Here is a 23,385-nt window from a genome sequence, read left to right as displayed (position 1 = left end):
GGGGCCGCCGGGGCGCCTCATTCAGGCAGCGCGCCGTGCTGCCGCAGGAAGCCCAGCAGGGGCAGCAGCGGCAGGCCGAGGATGGCGCTGTGCTCGCCCTCGACCCTGTCGAAGAGCTGGATGCCCGGCCCCTCCAGCCGGTAGGCGCCCACCGAATGCAGCACCGCCTCGCCCTCCAGCGCCAGGTAGCGGTCGAGGAAGGCCTCGGTGAAGGGGCGCATGGCGAGCCGCGGCGCCGCCACATGCTGCCAGACGCGCCGGCCGTGCCGCCAGGCCACCAGCGCCGTGTGCAGCACATGGGTCCGGCCCCGCAGCGCCAGGAGCTGGGCACGCGCCGCGGCCATGTCCGCCGGCTTGTCGTACCAGTCGTCGCCGCAGACCAGGAGCTGGTCCGCGCCCAGCACCAGCGCCTCCGGCTCGCGCCGGGCGATGCGCCCGGCCTTGGCCTCGGCCAGCAGGAGCGCGGCCTCCGCCGGCGGGATGCCCTCGGCCCGCGCGGCCTCCTTCAGCGCCGCCTCGTCCACCCGGGCGGGGTGCGCCTCGAAGGCCAGCCCGGCCCCGCGCAGCAACGCCGCGCGGGTGGCGGAGGAGGAGGCCAGCAACAGGCGGATCACGCGCCGATATCCGCCGGCTTCGGGGGCGGCGCCTGGTTGCGGCGGGTGTGCCACGCCTCCATGAGCTGCAGCACGGTCGCCGCCGTCTCCTCGATGGAGCGGCGCGTCACGTCGATGACCGGCCAGCCATGCGTGGTGCAGAGCCGGCGCGCCGCCTGGATCTCGGCCTTCACCGCCTCGAAGTCCACATAGTCGTTGGTGTCCTGCCGCACGCCGCCGCTGCCGATCAGCTTCAGCCGGTGCCGGCGGATGTCGATCAGCGCCGTCGTGTCGATGGTCAGCCCGATCACCGGGCAGGGCGGGTCGAGTAGCTCGTCCGGCAGCGGCGCGCCGGGCACGATCGGCACATTCGCCGCCTTGATGCCGCGATTGGCAAGGTAGAAGCAGGTCGGCGTCTTGCTGGAGCGGGAGACGCCCACCAGCACGCAATCGGCCTCGGCGATGCCGGCCACGCCCTGGCCGTCATCATGCGCCAGCACGTAATGCATGGCGTCGATGCGGCGGAAATAGTCGGCGTCCAGCACGTATTGCGCGGCGCGCTTCTCCCGCGCCTGCTGGCCGATCTGCGCCTGCAGCAGGTCCATCACCGGGTCCAGCACCGACAGGCAGGGGATGCGGAGCTGCTGGCACACCTCCTCCAGCGCATGCCGCAGCGAGCGGTCCACCAGGGTGAACATCACCGGCCCGGGCTCGGCCTTGATCCCCTCCAGCACCTGCTCGAGCTGCAGATGCGAACGCACCAGGGACCAGCGGTGATGCACCACATGCGGGTCGGCGAAGCGCGACAGGGTGGCGCGGGCGATGGAATTCAGGGTCTCGCCGGTGCTGTCGGAGACGAGATGCAGGTTGATCATGCGGGGCGGGCGTTTCCGTGGTTCAGGCTGTGGTCTTGCCGGGGAGGTTTGTCGGGGGATCGGTCAGGGGAGAATAGCGGGGATTGCTGTGGACATTGGGGAAAACCGAGCGGCAGCGGAAGGCCCCTGGGTGAATCGGGGATGAAATCCGCATTTTCAGGGGGTTGGGGGCAACTGGGCACATCTGTCCGCAGGACTCTGTGGAAAAGCCCGAAAACCGGCCTTTAAGCTGGGTTTCCGCTCGAGTCGGGCCTGTGGAGAAGCTTGTGGACAGACACCGGCGATATTGTGTCCCCCTTATCCACAGGGCCTACAGACCCCCCATCTTTCTTAAAGACTCTTTTTCAGAGAAAGGGGCGCCATGGAACACGCATCGAAGCCACTGCTGCGCGCCCTTGCCGGGGAGGCGATCTGGCCCCCGCCCTTCTGGCTGATGCGCCAGGCCGGGCGCTACCTACCGGAGTACCGGCAGCTGCGGGCCCAGGCGGGCGACTTCATCCGCCTGTGCACGACGCCGGAACTGGCCGCGGAAGTGACGCTGCAGCCGCTGCGCCGCTACGGCATGGACGGGGCGATCCTGTTCAGCGACATCCTGATGCTGCCCTGGGCCATGGGGCAGGGGCTGCGCTATGCCGAAGGGGAAGGCCCGCTGCTCGAGCCGCTGCGCGACGCGGCGGCGATCGCGGCGCTAGACCCCGAGGGCGCGCGGGCGCGGATCGCGCCCATCCTGGAGACGGTGGCGCGGGTGCGGGCCGGGCTGGCTCAGGAAGCGCCGCGCGCCGCCCTGATCGGCTTCGCCGGAAGCCCCTTCACCGTGGCCTGCTACATGGTGGAAGGGCGGGGTGGCGGTGAGTTCGCCCAGGCCAGGCGGATGGCCTATGGCGACCCGCTCCTGTTCGGAAAATTGATCCGTATCCTCGTCGATTCAACCGTGGATTACCTCCTGGCCCAGGCTGAGGCCGGCGCGGAAGCACTGATGCTGTTCGACAGCTGGGCGGGCCTGCTGCCGCCGGCGCAGTTCCGCCGCTGGTCGATCGAGCCGGCGGCCGCGATCGTGCGCGGCATCCGCAAGGTGCGGCCGGACATCCCGCTGATCGGCTTCCCGCGCCTGGCCGGGCCGCTGCTGGTGGAATACGCCCAGCGGGTAGGGGCGGAGGCCGTGGCGATGGACACCGGGATGGACCCGCGCTGGGCGGCGGCGCAGGTGCCCGCGCAGGTCACGCTGCAGGGCAATCTCGACCCCCAGGCGCTGGTCGCCGGCGGGGCGGCGCTGGAGGCGGAGGCGCGCGCGATCCTGGCGGCGATGCGGGGAAGGCCCTTCGTCTTCAACCTGGGCCACGGCATCGTGCCGCCCACGCCGCCCGAGCATGTAGCGGCGCTGGCGCGGCTGATCCGCATCGGCTGAGGCGGCCGGCGCCGCAACAGCGCGCGGGCCATGGGCGTTCCCTCCTGGATGCTCTTCAGGGGGCCCCCTCCCCTGGGGCCCCCGTGGAGCCGCGCATGACCCCTGTCCGTTACGATTCCGCCCTGGAGCGACCCGCCAAGGACGAAGCCGAGACCGTGTCGCGTCTGGCGGCGGCGCTCAGAACCATCGGTGAGACCACCCTGGCCGATGAAGGCCATGCCCTGCGCGGCGTGCACGCCAAGAGCCACGGCCTGGTCAAGGGGGAGATGACGGTGTCGGAGGGCCTGCCGGCCGAGCTGGCGCAGGGCCTCTTCGCCACGCCCGGGCGTTATGCGGTGGTGATGCGCTTCTCCACCAATCCGGGCGACCTGCTGGACGACAGCATCACCGTGCCGCGCGGCCTCGCGCTCAAGGTGCTGGACGTGCCGGGCGCCCGCCTGCCGGGCGCCGAATCCGGCCGCAACCAGGATTTCGTCATGGCCAACGCGCCGGCCTTCGCCGCCGCCGACCCGAAGGCCTTCGCCGGCAGCCTCAGCCTGCTGGCGCGCACCACGGATCAGCCGCAGGGCCTCAAGAAGGTGGCCTCGGCGGTGCTGCGCGGGGCGGAGAAGGTGGTCGAGGCTGTGGGCGGGGAAAGCGCCCTCCTCAAGAGCCTGGGCGGCCACCCCGGCACCTCGATCCTGGGAGAGACCTTCTGGACGCAGGTGCCGCTGCGTCACGGCGCGTATGTCGCCAAGCTTTCGGTCGCGCCGGTGGCGCCGGAGCTGCTGGCGCTCGCCGGCAGCAAGGTCCCCACCTCCGGCCACCCGGATGCCCTGCGCGACCAGGTGCGGGCGCATCTGAGCGCGCATGGCGGCGCCTGGGAGGTGCGCGTGCAACTGATGACCAATCCCGAGACCATGCCGGTGGAGGATGCCTCGGTGGCCTGGCCGGAGGAGGAGAGCCCCTATGTCGCGGTGGCGCGCATCACCGCGCCCCCGCAGCCCGGCTGGGATGCGGCGCTGAGCCGCGAGATCGACGATGGCATGGCCTTCAGCCCCTGGAACGGCCTGGAGGCGCATCGCCCGCTGGGCGGCATCATGCGGTCCCGGCGGCCGACCTACGAGCAGTCCGCCCGCTTCCGCGCGGCGCACAATGGCTGCCCCGTGATGCGCTGAGGGATGCGCCGGGGCGGCCGCGGCCCGCTTCCCCCGGCCGTCCCGGAAGCGCAGCGCCCCGGTGCCATAGAGCGGCCGGCGGCAGACCTGGCGGGAGACCAGGAAGGCCAGCGGCAAGGTCGCCATCAGGAGCATGGCGAGGGCGTGGTTGCTGGTCATCTCCATGACGATGACGGCGGGGACGGTCGAGGGAGCCGGGCGGGGCAGCGTGTCCGGCAGGTGGCGCGGCCCATGGATCAGCGCGCTGGTGGGGCTGGTGGCGACAGGCTCCGGCCTGCTTAGACCCCCTCCGGGTCCTGGCCCTGACGCCGGGCGGGCCCTGATGCGGGGCCGGCTCTTGTCGCGGGGCGGGCTTCGCCGGTATCCCGCGGGGGTGAGGTGAAGCGATGCGCGTGCTGGTCCTGGAGAATTCACCCCTGGCGCCGATCGGCCATTTCGGTGACTGGCTGCGGCGGCGGGGCGCCCGGCTGGAGGTGCGGCCGGGGTCGGAGGTGGCGGAGGGCCCGCTGCCCGGGGCCGATCTGATCGTCAGCCTGGGCTCGCCGCGCGCGGCCTATGAGACAGAGGACTGGATCGCCCGGCAGCGCGCGCTGCTGGCGGCCTGGATCGCGGCGGAGCGGCCGGTCATCGGCCTGTGCTTCGGGGCCCAGATGATCGCCGCCGCCATCGGCGGCACGGTCGCACCCAGCGGCACCTTCCACGAGGGCTGGATGGAGACGCAGGACTGCAGCGGGCCGCTCTGGCGCGGCCCCTGGATCCGCTGGCACGGCGACCATGTCACCCTGCCGCCCGAGGCCGAGGTGATGGCGCGCTCCGAGGGCACCATCCAGGCCTTCCGCCATCGCCGGGCCCTGGGGTTGCAGTTCCACCCCGAGGCGAACGCCGGCTGCATCGCCGACTGGATCGGCTTCACCCCGCCGGAGCGTCTCGCCGCCAGGGGCATCGATACGGCGGCGCTGCTGGCCCTGACGCGCGAGCGCGACACGGCCTTCGCGGCGCGGCGGGAGGCGCTGTTCGGGGAGATGCTGCGGCTGGTGGGCCTCTGAGGGCGGCGCCCCGATCGCGCCCCCTACCGCTTCGACAGATCGACCAGCCCGGCGAAGCCGGTCTCGGTGCCGAAGGCCAGATGCGTGCCGGTGGCGTTCCAGGCGAGCGCCGAGACCGGTCCGCGCCCGGGTGCCGCGACCGGGACGATCTTGCCCGAGCCGATCTCGGCCATCAGCACCAACCCGTCCTGGAAGCCCGCCGCCACCACCTCGTGCTGCGGGTGGCAGGCGACCTGGGTGCAGAGCACGCCGTCGCCGCCCGCGAGTTCGAGCGGCGGCTTGCCCATCGGCCCGCCGGCGAAGAAGGGCCAGAGCACGATGCAATCCGCCCCGGCGGTCGCCAGCCAGCGGCCCTTGGCGGTGAAGGAGAAGGACTTGATCTTGGAGGGGTAGCCGGACATCCGCATGTCCTGCTGGTCGGTCAGGCGCCAGCCATGCAGGGCGTTCTCCTGCATCGTCGTCACGACATGCGTGCCGTCCGGGCTGAAGGCGACGCGCTGGTGACTGCCCTTCCAGGGCAGGACGCGCGGCTTGTCCTCCTTGCTGTTCACGAACCAGAGGCTGGCGCCGTTGTAGTGCCCGGCGGCGATGCGCTTGCCCTTGGCATCGAAGGCGACGCCGCCGACGGTGGAGGGATGCGCCAGCGTCTTGAGCCGCGCCCCCGCCCCGTCCAGCAGGTGCACCTGCTTGCCGACCGAGGCGGCGCGCAGGCCGGAGGGGTGGCTGGCGAGGTGCTCCACCCATTTCATGGCGCCGAAATCGGCCAGTTCCGTGACCGTGCCGTCGCCCGCCACGGTGATGAGCCGGCCGTCGTCGCCGCCCGAGAGGAAGCCGCCGGCCACGTCCGGCACCAGGTCGAGGCAGGCCCCGTCATGCGCCTCGATCCGCCGCCAGCCGGCCGCGGCCTCCGCCGCGTCGGCCAGGCGCAGCGTGCCGTCGCCGAGCGCGAAGGCGGCGCTGCTCCCCTCCCGCCCGAAGGCGACGGCGACGATCCAGGCGCCGAACTCGGCGGAGGTGCCGCGCTCGCGCAGCAGAAAATCGGCCTCGGCGAGGCCCGCCTGCGCCGCGTCGCTCATGCCGCCTCCACGGCGCAGCCCTCGAAGCCGCGGCGCAGCTGGGGGCGGTTCAGGTTGCGGCCGATGAAGACGATCTTGGAGTGGCGCGGCTCGCCCTCCTTCCAGGGGCCGATGAAGTCGCCATCGGCGATCATGTGCACGGCCTGGAAGGCGAAGCGGCGGTCCTCGCCCTGGTAGGCCAGCACGCCCTTGGTGCGCAGCAGATCCTGCCCCTTCACCTGCAGGAGCTGGCCAATCCAGGCGTTGAACTTCTCGGGGTCGATCGCCTTGTCGGTCTCGAAGGAGACGCTCATCACCTCGTCGTTGTGCTCGTGCTCGTCCGAGGTCAGGAAGTCCGGCGCGTGCTGCAGGATGCGCTCGAGGCTGAAGGCCTCGCGGCCGATGACGCTGTCGATCGGCACGTCGGACTTGGTGGCGCGGCGGATCTCGGCATAGGGGTTGATCGACTTGATGCGGCGCTCGACCTCGGCGGCCTCCTCCTCGCTCACCAGGTCCATCTTGTTCAGCACGATGAGGTCGGCGAAGGCGATCTGCTCCTCCGCCTCGGCGCTGTCCGCCAGCCGGGCCAGCAGGTTCTTGGCGTCCGCGACGGTGACGATGGCGTCGAGCCGCGTGGCGCGCTTGACGTCCTCGTCCATGAAGAAGGTCTGCGCCACGGGGGCGGGGTTGGCGAGGCCCGTGGTCTCGACGATGATGCCGTCCAGCTTGCCGCGCCGCTTCATCAGCCCGCCCAGGATGCGGACGAGGTCGCCGCGCACGGTGCAGCAGATGCAGCCGTTGTTCATCTCGAAGACTTCCTCGTCGGCATCGATGACGAGGTCGTTGTCCACGCCCAGCTCGCCATACTCGTTGATGACCACGGCGTACTTGCGGCCGTGGTTCTCGCTGAGGATGCGGTTCAGCAGGGTGGTCTTGCCGGCTCCCAGATAGCCGGTCAGCACGGTGACGGGGACGGTGTCGGCGGTCTCGCTCATGGATGACGGCTCCTGCCTGAGGGGGCGCGGTTCGAAGTCCTTGGGGCTGCTATATGATACGCTTCGCCCCGGCGGTCACGGGGGCGCATGGCTGCTGCCCTGAAGGGCCGGGCCAGGGGGCTCCGGCCACCGAGGCCCCCGGCGCGCGGAGACGGCGAAACTACGGCGCCTTCCCCAGGCAGCCCTCCGCCAGCAGGCGGAAGGCCGCCGCGCGGTGGCTGATGCGGTGCTTCTCCGCCGGGTCCATCTCGGCGAAGGTCTGGCTATGGCCCTCGGGGACGAACATCGGGTCGTAGCCGAAGCCCTTCGCGCCACGCGGCGGCCAGATCCACTGTCCCGGCGCGTGGCCCTCGAAGCCTTCGGTGTGGCCGTCCGGCCAGGCCAGCACCAGCGCGCAGGTGAACCAGGCGGCGCGGTCGGGGGCATGGCGCGCCAGCCTCTCCACCTTGGCCATGGCGGCGGCGTAGTCGCGCGTGCCGTCGGGCCGCTCGGCCCAGTCGGCGGTGTGGACGCCCGGCGCGCCCTCGAGCGCGGCGACGGAGAAGCCGCTGTCGTCGGCCAGCGCGACCAGGCCCGAGGCGCGCGCCGCGGCCAGCGCCTTCAGCGTGGCATTGCCCAGGAAGCTGGTCTCGGTTTCCTCCGGCACCGGCAGGCCGAGATCCTTCGCGCTGACGATCTCGATGCCGTGTTCGGCCAGCAGGGCGGCGTTCTCCCGCACCTTGCCGGCGTTGTGGCTGGCCATGACGATGCGGCGCTCGGCGAGGCGGCGGCGGGTGGTCATGGCGTCAGGCCTTGCCGACCGCGCGGCGCTGCGCGGCGAACAGCTCCGCCATGCCCTTGCGGGCCAGCGCCTGGAGCGACTGGAGCTCCGCCTCGGCGAAGGGCGCGCCCTCGGCGGTGGCCTGGACCTCCACGATGCCGCCCGCCCCGGTCAGCACGAAGTTGGCGTCCGCCTGGGCGGCGCTGTCCTCGGCATAGTCGAGGTCGAGCACCGGCTCGCCCTTCCACAGCCCGCACGAAACCGCCGCCACCTGGTCGCGCAGCGGGTTGCGCGCGATGACGTTCTTCAGCACCGCGTGCTCGAAGGCCTGGTGCAGCGCCACCCAGGCGCCGGTGATGGCGGCGCAGCGGGTGCCGCCATCGGCGGTCAGCACGTCGCAGTCGAGGATGATCGCCATCTCGCCCATCGCCTTGCGGTCCACCACGGCGCGGAGCGCGCGGCCGATCAGGCGCTGGATCTCCTGGGTGCGACCGGACTGCTTGCCGCGCGCCGCCTCCCGCTCGCCCCGGCTGTGCGTGGCGCGCGGCAGCATGCCGTATTCCGCCGTCACCCATCCCTCGCCCTTGCCGCGCAGGAAGGGCGGCACGCGCGGCTCGATGCTGGCGGTGCAGAGCACCTCGGTCAGCCCCATGCGGATGCGGCAGGAGCCCTCGGCATGGCGCGCCGCGCCAGGCTCCAGGAGGACGGGGCGGAGGGCGTCGGCGGCACGGCCGGAAGGGCGCATCGGCGGGGTCTTTCCATGAACGTCTGGGCGCCAGGGAATGCGGCGCCGGGCGCGGCGCTGTCAAATGGCGGCCGCGCCCCGGCGCCCCAGGCCGGAACCGTGAGCTGGAACCACCGGCGGGGCCGGTCGTTGAGGAAATGCACAGCAAGGGATTTGCGGATCATGGAGCAGAATGACCTCACCGGACGCGACTATCCCGTCGCCGAGCGGCCGGAGCCCGGGGTGCTGAGCACGGCCGAGCGCACGCTCTACGTCCTGGGCGGCCTGATCATGGCCGCGGCCGCCGCCAAGCCGCGGCCCAACGTCATGCTGAACATCCTGGCGCTGGGGGCCGGCTCCTATCTGGCCTGGCGCGGCGCCGAGGGCACCTGTCCGCTCAAGGCCGAGCTGGACAAGCATATCGCCTGACGCGCCGTCTGGCCGGCCCTCCGACTGGGCCCGCGCTCGTTCAGGAGGCGGGCGCGGCGTCCTGGCGGAGCGCCTGCAGGCAGGCCGCCTCGGTGCGCCGCTCGGTGCCTGAGGCCCGGGCATTGGCGTAGCTGACCCGCAGCGGCGAGTCCGGCGTCTCCTCACGGTCCAGCACCACATCGAGGTGGCAGAAGCTGCTCTGGTAGAGCCAGATCTGCGCCACCCCCTCCTCGCGCCGCAGTCGGGGTTCGCCCAGCCAGCGGCGCAGCGCCTCCGGCGACTGGCCCAGCAGGGCGGAGGCGCGGTCCGGCGCCGTGGCGAGGCGGGGCAGGGCGGGCGCCGCCGTGGGCTGCATGCCGGCCAGATTGGCGCGGTAGCTTTCCAGCACCTCCCGCAGCACGGCCTGCCGGTCGGGGGAGGCGGGCTGCGCGGCGCAGGCGCCGAGCAGCAGCAGCGGAACCACGCGACGCAGGATCATGGCGGGGGAAGGCCGGGCGCCGCCATGGTGCCGCCGCGCGAGCCGGCTCAGGCCTCGCCGTGGCTCGTGGCCATCGGCTGCGCCGTGTAGGACGGCGCCGGGTTCTCGCCCAGCATCTCCATCCGGCCGGAGAGCTGGCCGCCTTCCTCGACCTGCAGGCGGCGGCAGCGCGCCACGCCCAGCACCCGGCCGCTGGCGCGGATCACCAGATTGCCGCGCGCCGTCAGCGTGCCGTCGAAGGTGCCGGCGATCTCGGCATCCTCCACCTCGACCTCGCCCTTGAAGACGCCGGTCTGGCTGATGTTGAGCTCGGCCGCGTGCAGCATCTGGCTCTCCACCATGCCCTCGACCACGAGGCGCTCGGCATCGGTCACCGTGCCCTGCAGGCTGATGCCACGGCCGACCACCATGGTGCGCCGGTCCGGCACCGCGGCCGGCGCCGGGACGGGCGCCGCGGCGGGCCGGGTGGTCAGGCCATTGGCGACGGGCGCCCCGCCGGCGCTCACCGGCGGCCGCGGCGGCACGCCGACGGGAGCATGGCTGGGCTTCGGCGGCATGGTCATGGAAGGCTCCTGGCTGCTGATCGGGCTGGTCGCGGGCCGGAAGGGCGGAACGGCCAGATCGGGATCGCGCGCCACCGGCAGGGTGGTCGGCACGGCATCGGAATCCGGCGCGCCGCCGGCTCCGGGCGCGGACGGGGTGGGCTCTTCGCGGCGGCGGAAGATGGACATCAGGTCCCCCTGCGACGGTGTCTCGGGCATTGGCGACACGGAAAAGGACAATCGGCGGTCGGCCCGCCCCGCGCGCGGGGCAGGGGCGGGCCATGACGGGCTATCACGCACCCGCCCCGGCGGACAACGGGGGTCGGGCGAGAAAGCCGGACCCCGCGCGGGGTTTTACCGCCGCCCCGTCCTCCGGCCCCACGGAGCCCATGGCGCGGCGGGCCCGCCCTATCCGCCCGCCGCCCCGGCTGCTATCGCGGGCGGCGGACATCAGCGGGGCCTTGCGATCCATGACAGCGGCGACCTTCGACATCCTCGGCATCGGCAATGCCATCCTCGACGTGCTGGCGCGGGCGGAGGACGGCTTCCTGACGGATCAGGGAATGCGGAAGGGCTCGATGGCGCTGATCGACACCGCCCGTGCCGAGGCGATCTACGCCGCCATGGGGCCGGGGGTGGAGAGCAGCGGCGGCTCGGCCGGCAACACCTGCGCCGTGGCGGCGGCGCTCGGCGCCCGTGTCGGCTTCCTGGGCAAGGTGGCGGAGGACGCGCTGGGCGAGGTCTTCGCGCATGACATCCGCGCCGCCGGCGTCACCTTCCCCACCGCGCCCCTGGCCGGCGGGGACCCCACGGCGCGCTGCCTGATCCTGGTCACGCCCGACGGGCAGCGGACGATGAACACCTATCTCGGCGCCTGCGTCGCCTTCGGCGAGGCGGACGTGGACGAGGCGATGGTCGCCTCCGCCGCCGTCACCTACCTCGAGGGCTATCTCTTCGACCCGCCGGCGGCGCAGGCCGCCTTCCGCCGCGCCGCCGCCCTGGCGCGCCAGGCCGGGCGGCAGGTGGCGATCAGCCTGTCCGACCCCTTCTGCGTCGGCCGCCACCGCGAGGCCTTCCGCGCCTTCGTCGCCCGCCACACCGACATCCTCTTCGCCAACGAGGACGAGGTGATGTCGCTCTACGAGGCCGACAGCTTCGAGGCGGCGATGGAGGCGGCGCGGCGCGACGTGAAGCTCGCCGCCCTGACCCGCAGCGAGCGGGGCAGCGTCATCCTCGCCGGCGACGAGACGCACCACATCCCCGCGGCACCGGCCCGGGTGGTGGACACCACCGGCGCCGGCGATGCCTACGCGGCCGGCTTCCTCGCCGCCCTGACCCGCGGCCACGCGCTGCCGGAATGCGGCCGCTGGGGCTCGCTCGCCGCCGCCGAGTGCATCGGCCATTTCGGCGCCCGCCCGCAATCCGACCTGAAGGCGCTGGTCGGCGCCGCCTGAGGGGGGTTGCCCGAGGGAGACCGGCCGCCGCCATGGGCCCCTGGCTCGACGCCTTCGTCGCCACCTTCGGCATGATCGCGCTGGGCGCGCTGCTGCGCCGGCGCCTGCTGCCGGAGGCGGCGCTCTGGGCGGGCATGGAGCGGCTGGTCTTCCTGGTGCTGTTGCCGGCGCTGCTGGTCTCCTCGATCGGCGCCGTGGACCTCGCCGCCCTGCCGCTCGGTGGCCTGGCCTTCACCATCTGGGGCAGCCTGCTGGCCGGCACGCTGCTCTCCCTGCTGCTGGCGCGGGCGCTGGGCCTGGCGCATCCGGCCACGACCTCGGTGCTGCAGGGCGGCATCCGCTACAACAACCTGCTGGCCTTCGCCGTGGCCGGGGCGGTGCACGGCCCGGCCGGCATCGCCTTCGGCGGCATCGCCACCGGGCTGATCGTGCCTTTCGTGCAGGTCATCATCACCATCGTCTTCGCGCTCGGCGGCGAGCGGCGGCCTTCGCCGCTGCGGGTGGCGCGGCAGATCGCCACCAACCCGCTGCTGCTCGCCTGCGCCGTGGGCATGGTGCTGGCCCTGCTGGGCGGTCCGCCGCCCGGGCTGAACGGGCTGCTGCGCGGGCTGGCCCAGGGTTCGCTCGCCGTGGGTCTTCTCTGCGTCGGCGCGGCGCTGGCGCCCGGGGCGCTGGCCGACCGGCCGCGCATCCAGGTGCCGACGGCGGTGCTGAAGCTGCTGGTGATGCCGGCCATCGCCAGCCTGCTGGCCTGGATGGCCGGGCTGGAGCCGGCGGTCGCGGCCATCGCCATCCTGTTCATGGCCCAGCCCACCGCCACCACCGCCTATGTCCAGGCCCGCGCCATGGGCGGCGACGCGCCGCTGATGGCGGCCATGATCACCACCCAGCACATCCTGGCCATGGTCTCGCTGCCCCTCTGGGTGGCGCTGCTGGCGCGATGAGGGAGGAGGCCGCATGATGCGGCGCACACCGGCGGGGACGGGACGAAGAGGACGGCGATGAGGGTGAGGCGGCGCGGGTTCCTGGGTGTTTCCATGGGCATGGTCCCGGCGGTGGCGGGTGGCGCGCGGGCGCAGCCGGCGGACTGGCCGGAGCGGCCGTTGCGCTGGGTGGTGGGCTATCCGGCGGGCGGCCCCAGCGACACCTTCGCCCGGCTGGTCGCGGGCTTCATCGGCCCGCGCCTGGGGCAGACCATGGTGGTCGACAACCGCCCCGGCGGCGGCGCCGTGCTGGCCAGCGAGACCGTCGCCCGCAGCGCCCCGGACGGCTACACCCTGCTGCACGCCGACAACGGCAACCTGGTCTACAATCCCGCGCTCTACAGCCGCCTGCCCTATGACCCCGACCACGATCTCACCGGCGTCGGCTTCATCGGCCGCTTCCCCCTCTTCCTGGTGGTGCGGCCGGACAGCCCGTGGCGGAGCCTGGCCGACTACATCGCCGCCGCGCGGCGGCAGGCGCCGAACTACGGCACGCCCGCCGTGGCCTCGCCGCACCACCTGGCGATGGAGATGCTGAAGCGCCGCGCCGGCTTCGACGCCACCCACATCCCCTATCGCGGCGGGCCGGCGGCGATGCAGGACCTGCTGGCCGGCGTGGTGGACAGCGTGCTGATCGACTGCGCGACGGGAATCCCCTTCCTGCGCGAGGGCAAGGCGCACGGCCTCGTCGTGCTCTCCGAGGCGCGCTCGGCCCAGGCGCCCCAGGTGCCGACGGCGCGGGAGCTTGGCATCCCGGATGCCGTGGCCTTCGGCTGGCAGGCGATGCATGCGCCCGGCGCCACGCCCGGCCCGGTCATCGCCCGGCTGAACGCCGAGCTGCGCGCCGCCGTCGCCGAGGCGGGGATGCAGGAGCGGATGCGCGGCCTCGGCATCGAGAGCGCGCCCTGGTCCCCGCGCCAGCTGAACGAGTTCGTCGCGGCCGAGAGCGCGATCTGGCGGCCGCTGATCCGCGAACTCGGCATCCGGCTCGACGCCTGACCCCGCCGGGGCGCGGCGGCGTGTTGTAAGCGGGCCAACACCAGGGCTACAGGACCGGAATGAATAACCCGCCGAAGCGGAACTCTCCCCTGCCTTCATCTCCGAACGAGCACGCCGCGCCGCGGCCAGGCCAGTGGGTCCATCGGCTGTCGGCCCTGTTCCGGCACCTGCGGAAGGAGGGCGGTGGCCGTTATGACGGGCTGCCGGGGCGGTTGCGGCTCTGGCTCGATGCCCGCCGCCTGCGCGCCTCGCCGCTGTTCGACACGCCCTGGTACCGCGACACCTATCCCGACGTGGCCATGAGTGGCGGCGATCCGGCCCGGCACTATCTCCGCCATGGCGTGGCCGACGGGCGCGATCCCGGCCCCGAGTTCGGCACCCTCGCCTATCTGGAGCGCTACCCGGACGTCGCGGCGGCGGGACAGAACCCGCTCCTGCACTACCTCCGCCGGGGTGCGAGCGAAGGGCGCGAGGCGGTCCGGCGGCAGGCATCGCGGCAGGCCCGGCGCGACCTGCTGCCGCTCCCGGTCTTCACCACGCCGGACCGCGACGGCCCCGGCCGCGTCACCCTGGTGACCGACAGCGTCAGCGCCGGCAGCCTGTTCGGCGGTGTCGGCACGGCACTGATCCTGGGGGCCCTGCTGGCCGAGCGCCGGTCGCAGGGCCTGCGCGTCGTCACCCGCCTGGAGGCGGCGGAGGTCGGCGGGGTGCGCCGCCTTCTGCGGATGCTGGCGCTTCCGGACACGCTGGAGATCGAGTTCCTCCACCTGCCGCCGGAGGGCCCGCGGCATCTGGAGCTGCGGCCGGCGGACCTGCTGCTCACCACCTCCTGGTGGACCACCCACGCCACCGCCGCCAGCGTCGCCCGGGAGCGCATCCTCTACCTGCTGCAGGAGGATGAGCGGATGTTCTATCCGCATGGCGACCAGCATCTGCTCTGCGCCGAGACCCTGGCGCGGGGCGCCGGGCGCGTGGTGATCAACACCGAGCTGCTGCGGCGGCACCTGGCGGAGACCGGGCTGGCCGGGATGGCCGGGCAGGCCCTGGTCTTCGAGCCGGCCTTCCCCGAGGCGAGCTATCGCTACGAGCCGCGCCCGGCGGAGGACAGGCTGAACTTCTTCTTCTATGCCCGGCCGGGGCATCCGCGGAACCTCTACCAGCGTGGCGTGGAGGCGCTGACGCGGGCGCTGGAGGAGGGCCGGATCGATCCGGCGCGCTGGCTGTTCCACGGCGTCGGCACCGGCACGCCGCTGGCGCTGCCGGCCGGCGCCGAGGTCCGCATGATCGACGGGCTGGGCTGGGACGAATACGCGGCCCTGGTGCGGCGGATGGATGCCGCGCTGAGCCTGATGTACACGCCGCATCCGAGCTACCCGCCGCTCGATCTCGCCGCCAGCGGCGCAGTGGTGGTGACCAACCGCTATGGCGTGAAGCAGTCGCTCGCGGCCTATGGCGGCAACATCCTCTGCGTCGAGCCGGATGTGGACAGCCTGGCGCGGGCGATCGGCGAGGCGGCGGCGCTGGCCGAGGACGGCGCGGCGCGCCGGCGCGGCTACGCCACGCTGCGCGTGAACCGCGACTGGCGCATGGCCATGGAGCCGGTCCTGCGCGCGCTGGATGGCGGCTGATGTTCCTGCATGGCGTGCCGCGGCTGGACTATGCCGATCCCTGGGCGCTCGGGGCGGATGCGCGGCTGGCACAGCTCTGCCGGCCGGGGCGGATCCGCATCGCCTACTACTACGACCATCCGGATGGCAGCACCTTCCGCTACCGCTGCTACAACATGGCGCAGGTGATCAACGCCCGGATGCCGGAGGCCACGGCCTCCTGGTTCTTCCAGGCCGATGAGGCGGCGGTGCTCGACCGCATGGCCGAGGCGGCGGATGTGCTGGTCATCGCCCGGGCGCGCTATTCGGAGCGGCTGAACCGGATGATCACCCGCGCGCGGCAGCTCGGGCGGCGCGTGATCTATGACGTGGACGATCTGGTCTTCAGCATCGACCACGTGCACCTGCTGATGAACAGCCTCGACCAGGAACTGACCGAGGCCAACTGGATGTACTGGTTCGGCTATGTGGGGCGGCTGGCGGCGGTGCTGCACCTGTGCCAGCGCGCCATCACCACCAACGACTTCCTGGCCGCGCGCCTGCGCGAGCTCGGGCCGGTGGCCGATGCGCGCGTGGTGCCGAACTTCCTGAACCGCGAGCAGATGGCGGTCTCCGGACGCGTCATGGCGGCGAAGCGGGCGAGCGGCTTCGCGCGGGACGGGCGGCTGCACCTCGGCTATTTCAGCGGCTCGCCCTCGCATGCGCGGGATTTCGAGATCGTCGCCGGCAGCCTGGCCGCGCTGCTGCGGCGCCATCAGCATCTGGTGCTGCGCCTGGCCGGCTACCTGCAGGTGCCGGCGGTGCTGGAGCCCTATCCGGACCGCATCGAGCGCCTGCCGATGCAGGATTTCTGCAACCTGCAGCGGGCGATCGGCGAGAGCGAGATCAACCTCGTGCCCTTGCAGGAGAATGTCTTCACGCACTGCAAGTCGGAGCTGAAGTTCTTCGAGGCCGGTATCGTCGGCACCCTCACCCTGGCCTCGCCCTGTCACGCCTTCCGCCAGGCCATCCGCGACGGCGAGAACGGGTATCTGGTGCGGGCGATGGACTGGGAAGAGCGGCTGGAGTCGGTGATCGGGAGGATGGACGCCTACCCCGCTTTGGCCGAAGCCGCCTTCCTCTCCTCCCGCGAGCACTATTCCTGGGAGCATCAGGTCGCCGCCATCCGGCGGGCGGTGCTGGAGGACTGAAGCCCTCCTCAGGCGGGCAGGGGGCGTTCCGGCCCGGCGGCCAGCGCCTCGGCGGCCAGCGCCCCGGCGGCGCGGCGCAGGATCTCCATCTCGGCCGGCAGCAGCCCCGCCGCCTCCGCCCGTTCGAGCGCTTCCGCCGACAGCCGCCGGGCCGGCGCGGCCAGCCGCCCCTGGCCGCAGCGCGCCAGCATGGCCAGCGTCTTCTGCAGCCGGATGCCCACCTCCACCTCGCCGGCGCCATCCCGCGCGATAGGGCGGAAGACATCGTTGAAGAAGACATCCGGCGCGATATCGGGCACGCGCAGACGCGGAAACGCGGCCTCCTCGTCCTCCGCCTCGGTCTCGGCCCAGCGCCCGAGCAGTCGCCCCAGCGCCGCCAGCACGCCGATCGCCGTTCCGGTGTCGTTGGTGGCGGCGGAGAGGGCGCGGCAGGCGATCTCGGTCAGCACGATCATGCCGTAGCGCGGGTCCTGCTCGAAGCCGCGCTGGTCGCCCAGGGTGAAGGCCTGGCGCAGCCGTTCCTCCGACTCCGGCGAGGCGGCACGCGGCAGGTGCAGCAGCGGCCGGTAGGGGTCCAGGGCGGCGCCGGGCAGCACCGCCAGATGGATGTCCTGCTCCATCTCCTCGGCCAGGCGGGACAGGGCCTGGACATCGATATGCTGCAGATAGCCGAAATCCACCGCCATGACCGGCACCGCCCCGGCGGGAAGCGGCAGGCTCCGCGCGCCGCCCAGGCGGGGCCGTTTGGCCCAGTCCCCGAGCGAGGCCGCGGCCGTGGCCTCCACCCGCGAGACCGTCTCGCCCAGGCGGCCGAAGCGCGACAGATGGTCGATCCAGCGCAGCAGGGTAACGACGATCCAGAGGATGACGCCGATGGTGACGATGAAGAGGACCACCCGCCCGCTCTCGCCATAGAAGCCGGTGCTGAGGGCGATGATGCCGACGATGCTGAAGAGGAAGCAGCCCAGGAAGGTGGAGATGGCGTTCTGCGCCTGCTGATCCTCGATCAGCAGCAGGCTGGCGCGCGGCGTGGCGGCGTTGCTGGCGGCGGAGAAGGCCGAGACCATGGTGGTGAGCGAGAAGGTCGTCACCGCCAGCATGCTGGAGGCCAGGATGCTGAGGATGTTGTCCACCGCCGAGGCGCCGATCTGGGTGGTGAACTCATAGGGGATGAAGGGTGCCGCGACCGCCGAGACCAGGGCCGTCGCCACGGCCAGGACGGAGAAGAGGGCGGCGCGGAACCACAGGCGGCGCGTCAGCCTCCGCAGCATCCAGCGCCAGCGGCTCATCGCCCCTCCCTTCCGTGACAGGCCTGCCGCGGCGAAACGCCAGGCCCAGGGCGGGGTTGCCGCCCCCAGCGCCTTCTCAGGCCGGGACGCGCGCCCCGCGCACCGCCTCGGCCAGGTCGCGCACCTGGTCGAGCACCTTGCGGACCGTGTCGGGGCGGGCGCGGCCCTTCTCGTCCAGGCTGGCGGCCAGGGTGTCGATCAGCGCCGAGGCGACCACCGCTCCGTCGGCGACCTGCACCGCCTCCGCCGCCTGCTGCGGCGTGCGCACGCCGAAGCCGATGGCGATCGGCAGCTCGGTGAAGCGGCGGACGCGCGGGATGGCCTCGGCCAGCGCGTCGCGCGTGGCGCTGCGCGTGCCGGTGATGCCGGCGATGGCGACGTAGTAGATGAAGCCGCTGGTGCCGGCGAGCACCTTGGGCAGCCGTGTCTCGTCGGTCGTCGGCGCGATCAGCCGGATCAGGTCGAGCCCCTGCTGCCGCGCCGGATCGGCCAGCTCCTCCGCCTCCTCCGGCGGCAGGTCGACGACGATCAGCCCGTCGACGCCGGAGGCGGCGGCATCGCGGCAGAAGCGCTCCGTGTCATAGGCGAGGATCGGGTTGAGATAGCCCATCAGCACGATGGGCGTCTCGTCGTCCTCGCGGCGGAAATCGCGCACCATGGCCAGCGCGCCGGCCAGCGTTCCGCCCGCCTTCAGCGCGCGCTGCCCCGCCCGCTGCACGGTCGGGCCATCCGCCATGGGGTCGGTGAAGGGCACGCCGACCTCGATCAGGTCGGCCCCGGCCCCGGGCAGGCCGCGCAGCAGCGCCATGCTGGTCGCCGGATCGGGGTCGTAGGCCTCCAGGAAGGGCATCAGCGCGCCGCGGCCCTCGGCCCGGAGCTGCGCGAAACGGGCGGCGATGCGGCTCACAGCGTCTCTCCCAGATGCTTGGCCACGGTGAAGATGTCCTTGTCGCCCCGGCCGGAAAGGTTGAGCAGGATGATGCTCTCCTCCGGCATCTCCGGCGCCAGCTTCATCACCTGCGCCAGGCCATGCGCCGATTCCAGCGCCGGGATGATGCCTTCCAGCCGCGAGCAGAGCAGGAAGGCATCGAGCGCCTCCTGGTCGTTGATGCCGACATAGGTGACGCGGCCGATCTCGTGCAGCCAGGCGTGTTCCGGCCCGATGCCGGGATAGTCGAGCCCGGCCGAGATGGAATGCGCCTCGATGATCTGGCCGTGCGGGTCCTGCAGCAGATAGGTGCGGTTGCCGTGCAGCACGCCGGGCCGGCCCTTGTTGAGCGAGGCCGCGTGCTGTTCCGTCTCCATGCCGTGCCCGGCCGCCTCGACGCCCCAGATGGCGACGTCCGGATCGTCCAGGAAGGGATGGAACAGGCCCATGGCGGAGGAGCCGCCGCCGACGGCGCAGACCAGCGCGTCCGGCAGGCGGCCCTCGGCGGCCAGGATCTGGCTCCGCGCCTCCTCGCCGATCACGCACTGGAAGTCGCGCACCATCTGTGGGAAGGGGGCGGGGCCGGCCACGGTGCCGATGCAGTAGTAGGTGTCGGCGACATTGGCGACCCAGTCGCGCATCGCCTCGTTCATCGCATCCTTCAGCGTGCCGGCGCCGGAGGTGACGGGGATCACCTCGGCGCCCAGCAGCTTCATGCGGAAGACATTGGGCTGCTGCCGCTCGACATCGGTGGCGCCCATGTAGACGACGCATTTCAGGCCGAAGAGGGCGCAGGCCGTGGCGGTGGCGACGCCGTGCTGCCCCGCGCCCGTCTCGGCGATGATGCGCGGCTTGCCCATGCGTTTGGCCAGCAGGATCTGGCCCAGCACGGCGTTGATCTTGTGCGCGCCGGTGTGGTTCAGCTCCTCGCGCTTGAAATAGATCTTCGCGCCCTTGCCGGAACCGGCGCCGGCCTCGGCCCGCGCGTGCTGCGTCAGCCGCTCACAGAACCAGAGCGGGCTCGGGCGGCCGACGTAATCCTTCAGCAGCCGCCGCCACTCCGCCATGAAGGCCGGGTCCTGGCGCGCGGCGAGATAGGCCTGCTCGACCTCCTGGATGACCGGCATCAGGGTCTCGGCGACATAGCGGCCACCGAACTGACCGAAGCGGCCCCGGCCATCGGGGCCCTGGCGAAGCGAATTGGGCAGAGGCTGGTTCACGGGTTCCTCCGGGCTGAGGAACAGTGTTAGCCCGTGACGGGCCTGGGGGGTAGGGGGACCGCGGCCCCCGGCACCATGGCGCGGCCGCGTCTCAGCTGGCCACGGCCATGCCCTCCTCCAGCCGCAGCAGATGGGCATGGAAGGGCGCGAGATGCGGCGCGGCGGCCTCGGACATTTCGACCCCCGACTTCCGGTGCCACAGGATGAAGACCGCATTGGCCAGGACGGGCCGGTAGTCGCGCGGCAGGGTGCGCAGGAAGTCGGTTGGCATGGCAGCCAGCCGACCCTTGTGCAGCACCACCCAGCCATAGGTGGTGCCCTCGGCTGCCTGCTCATCCACAGGCTGGGTCAGCACCTGCCGGAAGGGGCCGGGGGCAAGCACCGGCACACCGGGCAGGCCATGCCGGGCCAGGATCTCGGCCACCTCGTTCCAGGCCGTGTCATGGCGCGGAAAGGCCGGCACGGGACCATGCGGCCCGCCGAGCCGCTGCAACACCGGGCGGGCGTGGAGCGGGCCCTCCGTATCGCCCGCCGCGAAACCGGGCCGCGCCCGCCAGAGGATGAAGACGGGATTGGCCAGCACCGGCTCGGCCCGCGCGCTCAGGGCGGAGAGGTCCGCCACATCCCGCGCCGCCGGCGAACCCTTGTGCAGCACGACCCAATCGGCGGGGTGGCCCTCGACCGGCTGCTCCTCGACCCTCCGGCAATGCGTCAGCCAGGGGTGGAACGGCGCCGGCGCCTGCACGTGGTCGGCGGCGGCGGCGTGGCGGCGCAGATGGTCGGCGATCTGCTGCCAGGCCGGGTCCAGCACCGTGGAGACCGCCGCTGTGGCGGGGCGGACCTCCAGCCCGGCCGCGGCGGATGGCAGGCCGATGAGGTGCAGCCGCAGACACCGCAGCGTCAGCTCCCCGCTCGCCTCCTTCGGCTGCGTCAGACGGAATTCCAGATTGCGGCCGGCCAGTTCCGCTGGCACCTCGAACGGGATCGAGGCCCGCAGCGCCTGCTCGAAGCCCAGCTTCGCCAGGGTGCGGCGGCCGCCGTCCGCGTCGATCTGCAGGTGGAAGGGGCCTGGGACCGTCGCGTCCAGATCGACCTCGAGGGCGAAGCGGCCGGTACCGAGGGGTTGATAGGGGCCGTAGAAGCACCAACGCTCCGTGCCGTCGAAGGCCATGGTGACGGTGCCCTTGTCCAGGCGCCAGTCCCGTTGGGGGTGGAAGGAGGCCATGCGGCGGCGAAGATAATCCTCCAGCACCTGACCCTGGCCCCGCCGGCCGGCATAGTGTCCTCGCCGCTCCGTGACGAAGCGCTCGATGGCATCGATGCTTCTCGCCGCTGCCCCGCCATCGCGCGGGCCGAAGGCCATCTCCGCCCAATGGGCACGGCGGGCGGCATGGGCGGCGGGATTGGCAAGGCTGGCCGCCACGGCATCGGCGAGCGTGGCCAGGGTGCAGACCGGACCGTAGTCGATGCGCACCGGCCGCTCCAGCATGCGCGCCAGCAGGTAGTCGGGCTCGGCCGGGTTGTCGAGCAGCACCATCGGCATGTCGATGGCGCAGAGTTCGAAGCCGATGCCGGAGGTATCGGTGACGGCGCAGTCGAGGCCGACGAAATGGTCCACCCGCGGCAGGGCGGGCGAGGGCCGGAAGCGCAACTCGGCCACCTCCTCCGGGTCGCATTCCAGCGAATGCGGCAGGGCGACGACGTTGTACCGCCCCTCCAGCAAGGCCTCGACCTCCCGCAGCCGGTGACCCCGTTGCGGATGATGCAGGGTGCCGCGGTGCCGGAAGGTGGGGCAATATCCGACAATCGGCCTGGAATCGAAGTCATAGAGCTCGCGCAGGCGCCGCTGGATGGCCGCTTTCTGCCGCGCCCGCCGTTGCAGCAGATCGATCTTGGGCGAGCCGAGATTGCGCACGACCATGGGCGCCTTGCCGGCGGCCGTCGCGCCCGATCCATGATCGTCGATGATCCCCTCGCCGCCATAGGGCAGCAACAGCAAATCGACATCCAGCCGGAGGGCGCCGCGCTTGGCGAGACCCAGCCCATGCGTCAGGAAGACGCGGGGGCGCGGCGCCGCCTTCAGGGCGGCGTCCTGCAGGCCAATATAGGCATCGGCATCATAACGGCAGACGAAGCGCCGGCCGGTGGTCACGGTGTGCCGGCGACTCCGGGCCTCGTCGATCAGGTGCTCGAACAGCGTGTTGTACTGAGGTTCGTCGAGAACGAAGTGGAAATGCATCGGCTGTCTCGTTCCGCTCGGGCTGCCCGGCCTGCCCGGGCGGACAGTCAGTTTCCGCCGAGGCCGAGCGGAGCAGGCTGCGCCAGCCCGCGCTTGATCGCGGTGGTGGAGATGCCCTCGGTGCGCGGCAAATAAACCACCTCGCACAGATCCCGGTATTCATCGAAGCGGCCGGCCCAGTCATCGCCCATGACCATCACCTTCGCCCGATAGCGGCGGATATACTCCCCCTTCAGGTCCAGGCTCTCCTCGGGGAAGACCTCGTCCACATCCTGTAGCCCGGCTACGATCGACATCCGCTCCTCCTGCGAGAAGACCGGGCGCAAACCCTTCTTGGAGAGGTTCAGGGCATCCGTGGAGACGCCGACCACAAGCCGCGTGCCCAGGGCACGCGCGCGCTGCAGGATGCGCAGATGGCCGATGTGGAAGAGGTCATAGGTACCGAAGGTAATCACGCACCGTGACGCAGCGGACATACGCATCCCCATATGGACCAGATGTTGCACATTCATGAGGATTGCATGACAGCCGGAACGAAACAACCTATGCGTTAGTATCCCCAGAAAATTTTCCTGATCGGGTTTCGCCCGGAAAAGGAACGGGCGTCCGCGTCACGGGGCCATCTGACGGACGGCGGCCACGAAGGCGGCGATCCGCGCCGCGTCCTTGACGCCCCGGGCGCGCTCCACGCCGGAGGAGACATCCACGGCCGGCGCCCCGCTGATCCGCAGCGCGGTGGCGACATTGGCGGGGTCGAGGCCGCCGGCCAGCATCCAGGGGCGCGCGATCGGCCGGCCGGACAGCAGGCGCCAGTCGAAGCTGACGGCATTGCCGCCGGGCAGGCTGGCCCCCGCCGGCGGCTTGGCGTCGAGCAGGAAGCGGTCCACCGCCGGGGCGTAATCCTCCAGCCGCCGCAGATCCGCCGCGCCGGAGACGCCCAGCGCCTTCATCACCGGCAGGCCGAAACGGGCGCGGATCGCGGCGCAACGCTCCGGGGTCTCGGACCCGTGGAGTTGCAACAGGCCCAGCGGCGCCTCGGCCAGGATGGCGGCGATCTCGTCGTCGGCCGCATCGACGACCAGGCCGACCGGCACGGGCGCCGCCGCCCCGCCACGCGCGATCAGCGCCGCCGCCCGGGAAGGGGTCACGGCGCGCGGCGAGGCCGGATAGAAAACGAAGCCGGCCCAGTCGGCGCCGGCCCGCAGCGTGGCGTCATAGCCCTCGGCGTCGTTCAGCCCGCAGATCTTGATCCGCGCGGCCATCTCAGCGGGCCAGGCTGCCCGCGATGGCGGCGGCCGCGGCGCCGGGCTCGGCCGCGCCGGTGATCGGCCGGCCGACCACCAGCCAGTCCGCCCCGGCGGCGACCGCCTCCTCTGGCGTCGCCACGCGCGCCTGGTCGCCGACGGCGCTGCCGGCG

Annotated in this window: 24 protein-coding genes; 9 read left to right on the top strand and 15 right to left on the bottom strand. The window is 72.3% G+C overall.

Going from position 1 to position 23,385, the window contains the following annotated elements; genetic code table 11:
* Positions 1 to 17 precede the first annotated feature (17 nt).
* Together ACVMLK_RS09225 and ACVMLK_RS09220 are read right to left on the bottom strand one after the other, a co-directional pair.
* Positions 18 to 611, bottom strand: coding sequence for a Maf family protein (locus tag ACVMLK_RS09225; RefSeq protein WP_422924731.1), 594 nt, complete (start codon positions 609 to 611; stop codon positions 18 to 20).
* Complete coding sequence (locus tag ACVMLK_RS09220) at positions 611 to 1,468, bottom strand: pyruvate, water dikinase regulatory protein (protein WP_198367052.1); 858 nt, start codon at positions 1,466 to 1,468, stop codon at positions 611 to 613. Before ACVMLK_RS09220 ends, ACVMLK_RS09225 begins: the two co-directional genes overlap by 1 nt.
* A gap of 361 nt (positions 1,469 to 1,829) precedes the next feature.
* Here ACVMLK_RS09220 and hemE point away from each other — a divergent pair, with 361 nt between their 5' ends.
* From hemE to ACVMLK_RS09205, 3 genes are all read left to right on the top strand, one after another.
* Positions 1,830 to 2,873, top strand: a complete 1,044-nt coding sequence (gene hemE / locus ACVMLK_RS09215; protein WP_422922322.1) for a uroporphyrinogen decarboxylase — start codon at positions 1,830 to 1,832, stop codon at positions 2,871 to 2,873.
* A gap of 95 nt (positions 2,874 to 2,968) precedes the next feature.
* Complete coding sequence (locus ACVMLK_RS09210; RefSeq protein WP_457486230.1) at positions 2,969 to 4,030, top strand: catalase family protein; 1,062 nt, start codon at positions 2,969 to 2,971, stop codon at positions 4,028 to 4,030.
* Positions 4,031 to 4,416: 386 nt separating this feature from the next.
* Positions 4,417 to 5,076, top strand: coding sequence for a type 1 glutamine amidotransferase (locus ACVMLK_RS09205; RefSeq protein WP_198367055.1), 660 nt, complete (start codon positions 4,417 to 4,419; stop codon positions 5,074 to 5,076).
* 23 nt (positions 5,077 to 5,099) lie between these two features.
* Here the strand turns inward: ACVMLK_RS09205 and ACVMLK_RS09200 are convergent, their stop codons facing one another.
* The 4 genes from ACVMLK_RS09200 to rph form a co-directional block, all read right to left on the bottom strand.
* Positions 5,100 to 6,152 carry a WD40 repeat domain-containing protein gene (locus ACVMLK_RS09200; protein WP_198367056.1) on the bottom strand — a complete coding sequence of 351 codons (1,053 nt, stop codon included), beginning with the start codon at positions 6,150 to 6,152 and terminating at the stop codon, positions 5,100 to 5,102.
* Positions 6,149 to 7,126 carry a CobW family GTP-binding protein gene (locus ACVMLK_RS09195; RefSeq protein ID WP_422922318.1) on the bottom strand — a complete coding sequence of 326 codons (978 nt, stop codon included), beginning with the start codon at positions 7,124 to 7,126 and terminating at the stop codon, positions 6,149 to 6,151. Before ACVMLK_RS09195 ends, ACVMLK_RS09200 begins: the two co-directional genes overlap by 4 nt.
* Before the next feature lie 160 nt (positions 7,127 to 7,286).
* Positions 7,287 to 7,907 (bottom strand): non-canonical purine NTP pyrophosphatase, encoded by a 621-nt coding sequence (locus ACVMLK_RS09190; RefSeq protein ID WP_422922317.1) that lies wholly within the window; start codon positions 7,905 to 7,907, stop codon positions 7,287 to 7,289.
* 4 nt (positions 7,908 to 7,911) lie between these two features.
* The gene (gene rph, locus ACVMLK_RS09185; RefSeq protein ID WP_198367059.1) at positions 7,912 to 8,631 is read right to left on the bottom strand and encodes a ribonuclease PH; all 720 of its coding nucleotides are present in this window, start codon (positions 8,629 to 8,631) and stop codon (positions 7,912 to 7,914) included.
* Between the two features lie 162 nt (positions 8,632 to 8,793).
* Here rph and ACVMLK_RS09180 point away from each other — a divergent pair, with 162 nt between their 5' ends.
* Positions 8,794 to 9,039 carry a hypothetical protein gene (locus ACVMLK_RS09180; RefSeq protein ID WP_198367060.1) on the top strand — a complete coding sequence of 82 codons (246 nt, stop codon included), beginning with the start codon at positions 8,794 to 8,796 and terminating at the stop codon, positions 9,037 to 9,039.
* 40 nt (positions 9,040 to 9,079) lie between these two features.
* Here ACVMLK_RS09180 and ACVMLK_RS09175 read toward each other — a convergent pair whose 3' ends face one another.
* Both ACVMLK_RS09175 and ACVMLK_RS09170 read right to left on the bottom strand, forming a co-directional pair.
* Complete coding sequence (locus ACVMLK_RS09175) at positions 9,080 to 9,517, bottom strand: hypothetical protein (RefSeq protein WP_457486229.1); 438 nt, start codon at positions 9,515 to 9,517, stop codon at positions 9,080 to 9,082.
* 47 nt (positions 9,518 to 9,564) lie between these two features.
* A complete protein-coding gene (locus ACVMLK_RS09170) occupies positions 9,565 to 10,248 on the bottom strand; it encodes a bactofilin family protein (protein ID WP_457486228.1) in 684 nt (227 codons plus the stop codon).
* A 281-nt stretch (positions 10,249 to 10,529) separates the two neighbouring features.
* On the opposite strand from ACVMLK_RS09170, the gene ACVMLK_RS09165 reads away from it, so the two are divergent.
* From ACVMLK_RS09165 to ACVMLK_RS09145, 5 genes are all read left to right on the top strand, one after another.
* The gene (locus ACVMLK_RS09165) at positions 10,530 to 11,513 is read left to right on the top strand and encodes an adenosine kinase (RefSeq protein WP_198367063.1); all 984 of its coding nucleotides are present in this window, start codon (positions 10,530 to 10,532) and stop codon (positions 11,511 to 11,513) included.
* Between the two features lie 32 nt (positions 11,514 to 11,545).
* Positions 11,546 to 12,457 (top strand): AEC family transporter, encoded by a 912-nt coding sequence (locus ACVMLK_RS09160; protein WP_457486227.1) that lies wholly within the window; start codon positions 11,546 to 11,548, stop codon positions 12,455 to 12,457.
* A 93-nt stretch (positions 12,458 to 12,550) separates the two neighbouring features.
* A complete protein-coding gene (locus ACVMLK_RS09155) occupies positions 12,551 to 13,495 on the top strand; it encodes a Bug family tripartite tricarboxylate transporter substrate binding protein (RefSeq protein WP_232477208.1) in 945 nt (314 codons plus the stop codon).
* A 59-nt stretch (positions 13,496 to 13,554) separates the two neighbouring features.
* Positions 13,555 to 15,123: a rhamnosyltransferase WsaF family glycosyltransferase gene (locus ACVMLK_RS09150; RefSeq protein ID WP_457486226.1), complete on the top strand. Its 1,569-nt coding sequence runs from the start codon at positions 13,555 to 13,557 to the stop codon at positions 15,121 to 15,123.
* Positions 15,123 to 16,292 carry a hypothetical protein gene (locus tag ACVMLK_RS09145; protein ID WP_457486225.1) on the top strand — a complete coding sequence of 390 codons (1,170 nt, stop codon included), beginning with the start codon at positions 15,123 to 15,125 and terminating at the stop codon, positions 16,290 to 16,292. Before ACVMLK_RS09150 ends, ACVMLK_RS09145 begins: the two co-directional genes overlap by 1 nt.
* Positions 16,293 to 16,300: 8 nt before the next feature.
* Here the strand turns inward: ACVMLK_RS09145 and ACVMLK_RS09140 are convergent, their stop codons facing one another.
* From ACVMLK_RS09140 to ACVMLK_RS09110, 7 genes are all read right to left on the bottom strand, one after another.
* The gene (locus ACVMLK_RS09140) at positions 16,301 to 17,581 is read right to left on the bottom strand and encodes a DUF2254 domain-containing protein (RefSeq protein ID WP_457486224.1); all 1,281 of its coding nucleotides are present in this window, start codon (positions 17,579 to 17,581) and stop codon (positions 16,301 to 16,303) included.
* Positions 17,582 to 17,657: 76 nt separating this feature from the next.
* Positions 17,658 to 18,488, bottom strand: coding sequence for a tryptophan synthase subunit alpha (gene trpA, locus ACVMLK_RS09135; protein WP_198367069.1), 831 nt, complete (start codon positions 18,486 to 18,488; stop codon positions 17,658 to 17,660).
* The gene (gene trpB, locus ACVMLK_RS09130) at positions 18,485 to 19,729 is read right to left on the bottom strand and encodes a tryptophan synthase subunit beta (RefSeq protein WP_198367070.1); all 1,245 of its coding nucleotides are present in this window, start codon (positions 19,727 to 19,729) and stop codon (positions 18,485 to 18,487) included. Before trpB ends, trpA begins: the two co-directional genes overlap by 4 nt.
* A gap of 91 nt (positions 19,730 to 19,820) precedes the next feature.
* Entirely contained in the window at positions 19,821 to 21,968 is a 2,148-nt protein-coding gene (locus ACVMLK_RS09125) for a CDP-glycerol glycerophosphotransferase family protein (RefSeq protein ID WP_457486223.1), read from the bottom strand.
* A 47-nt stretch (positions 21,969 to 22,015) separates the two neighbouring features.
* Positions 22,016 to 22,480, bottom strand: a complete 465-nt coding sequence (locus tag ACVMLK_RS09120) for an adenylyltransferase/cytidyltransferase family protein (protein ID WP_457486222.1) — start codon at positions 22,478 to 22,480, stop codon at positions 22,016 to 22,018.
* Positions 22,481 to 22,579: 99 nt separating this feature from the next.
* The gene (locus ACVMLK_RS09115) at positions 22,580 to 23,230 is read right to left on the bottom strand and encodes a phosphoribosylanthranilate isomerase (protein ID WP_457486221.1); all 651 of its coding nucleotides are present in this window, start codon (positions 23,228 to 23,230) and stop codon (positions 22,580 to 22,582) included.
* A 1-nt stretch (position 23,231) separates the two neighbouring features.
* The coding region (locus ACVMLK_RS09110; RefSeq protein ID WP_457486238.1) for an orotidine 5'-phosphate decarboxylase / HUMPS family protein at positions 23,232 to 23,385 on the bottom strand (154 nt) is incomplete at its 5' end.

Source organism: Teichococcus aerofrigidensis (assembly GCF_054073225.1).
This window is presented reverse-complemented; position numbering and strand designations above follow the sequence as displayed.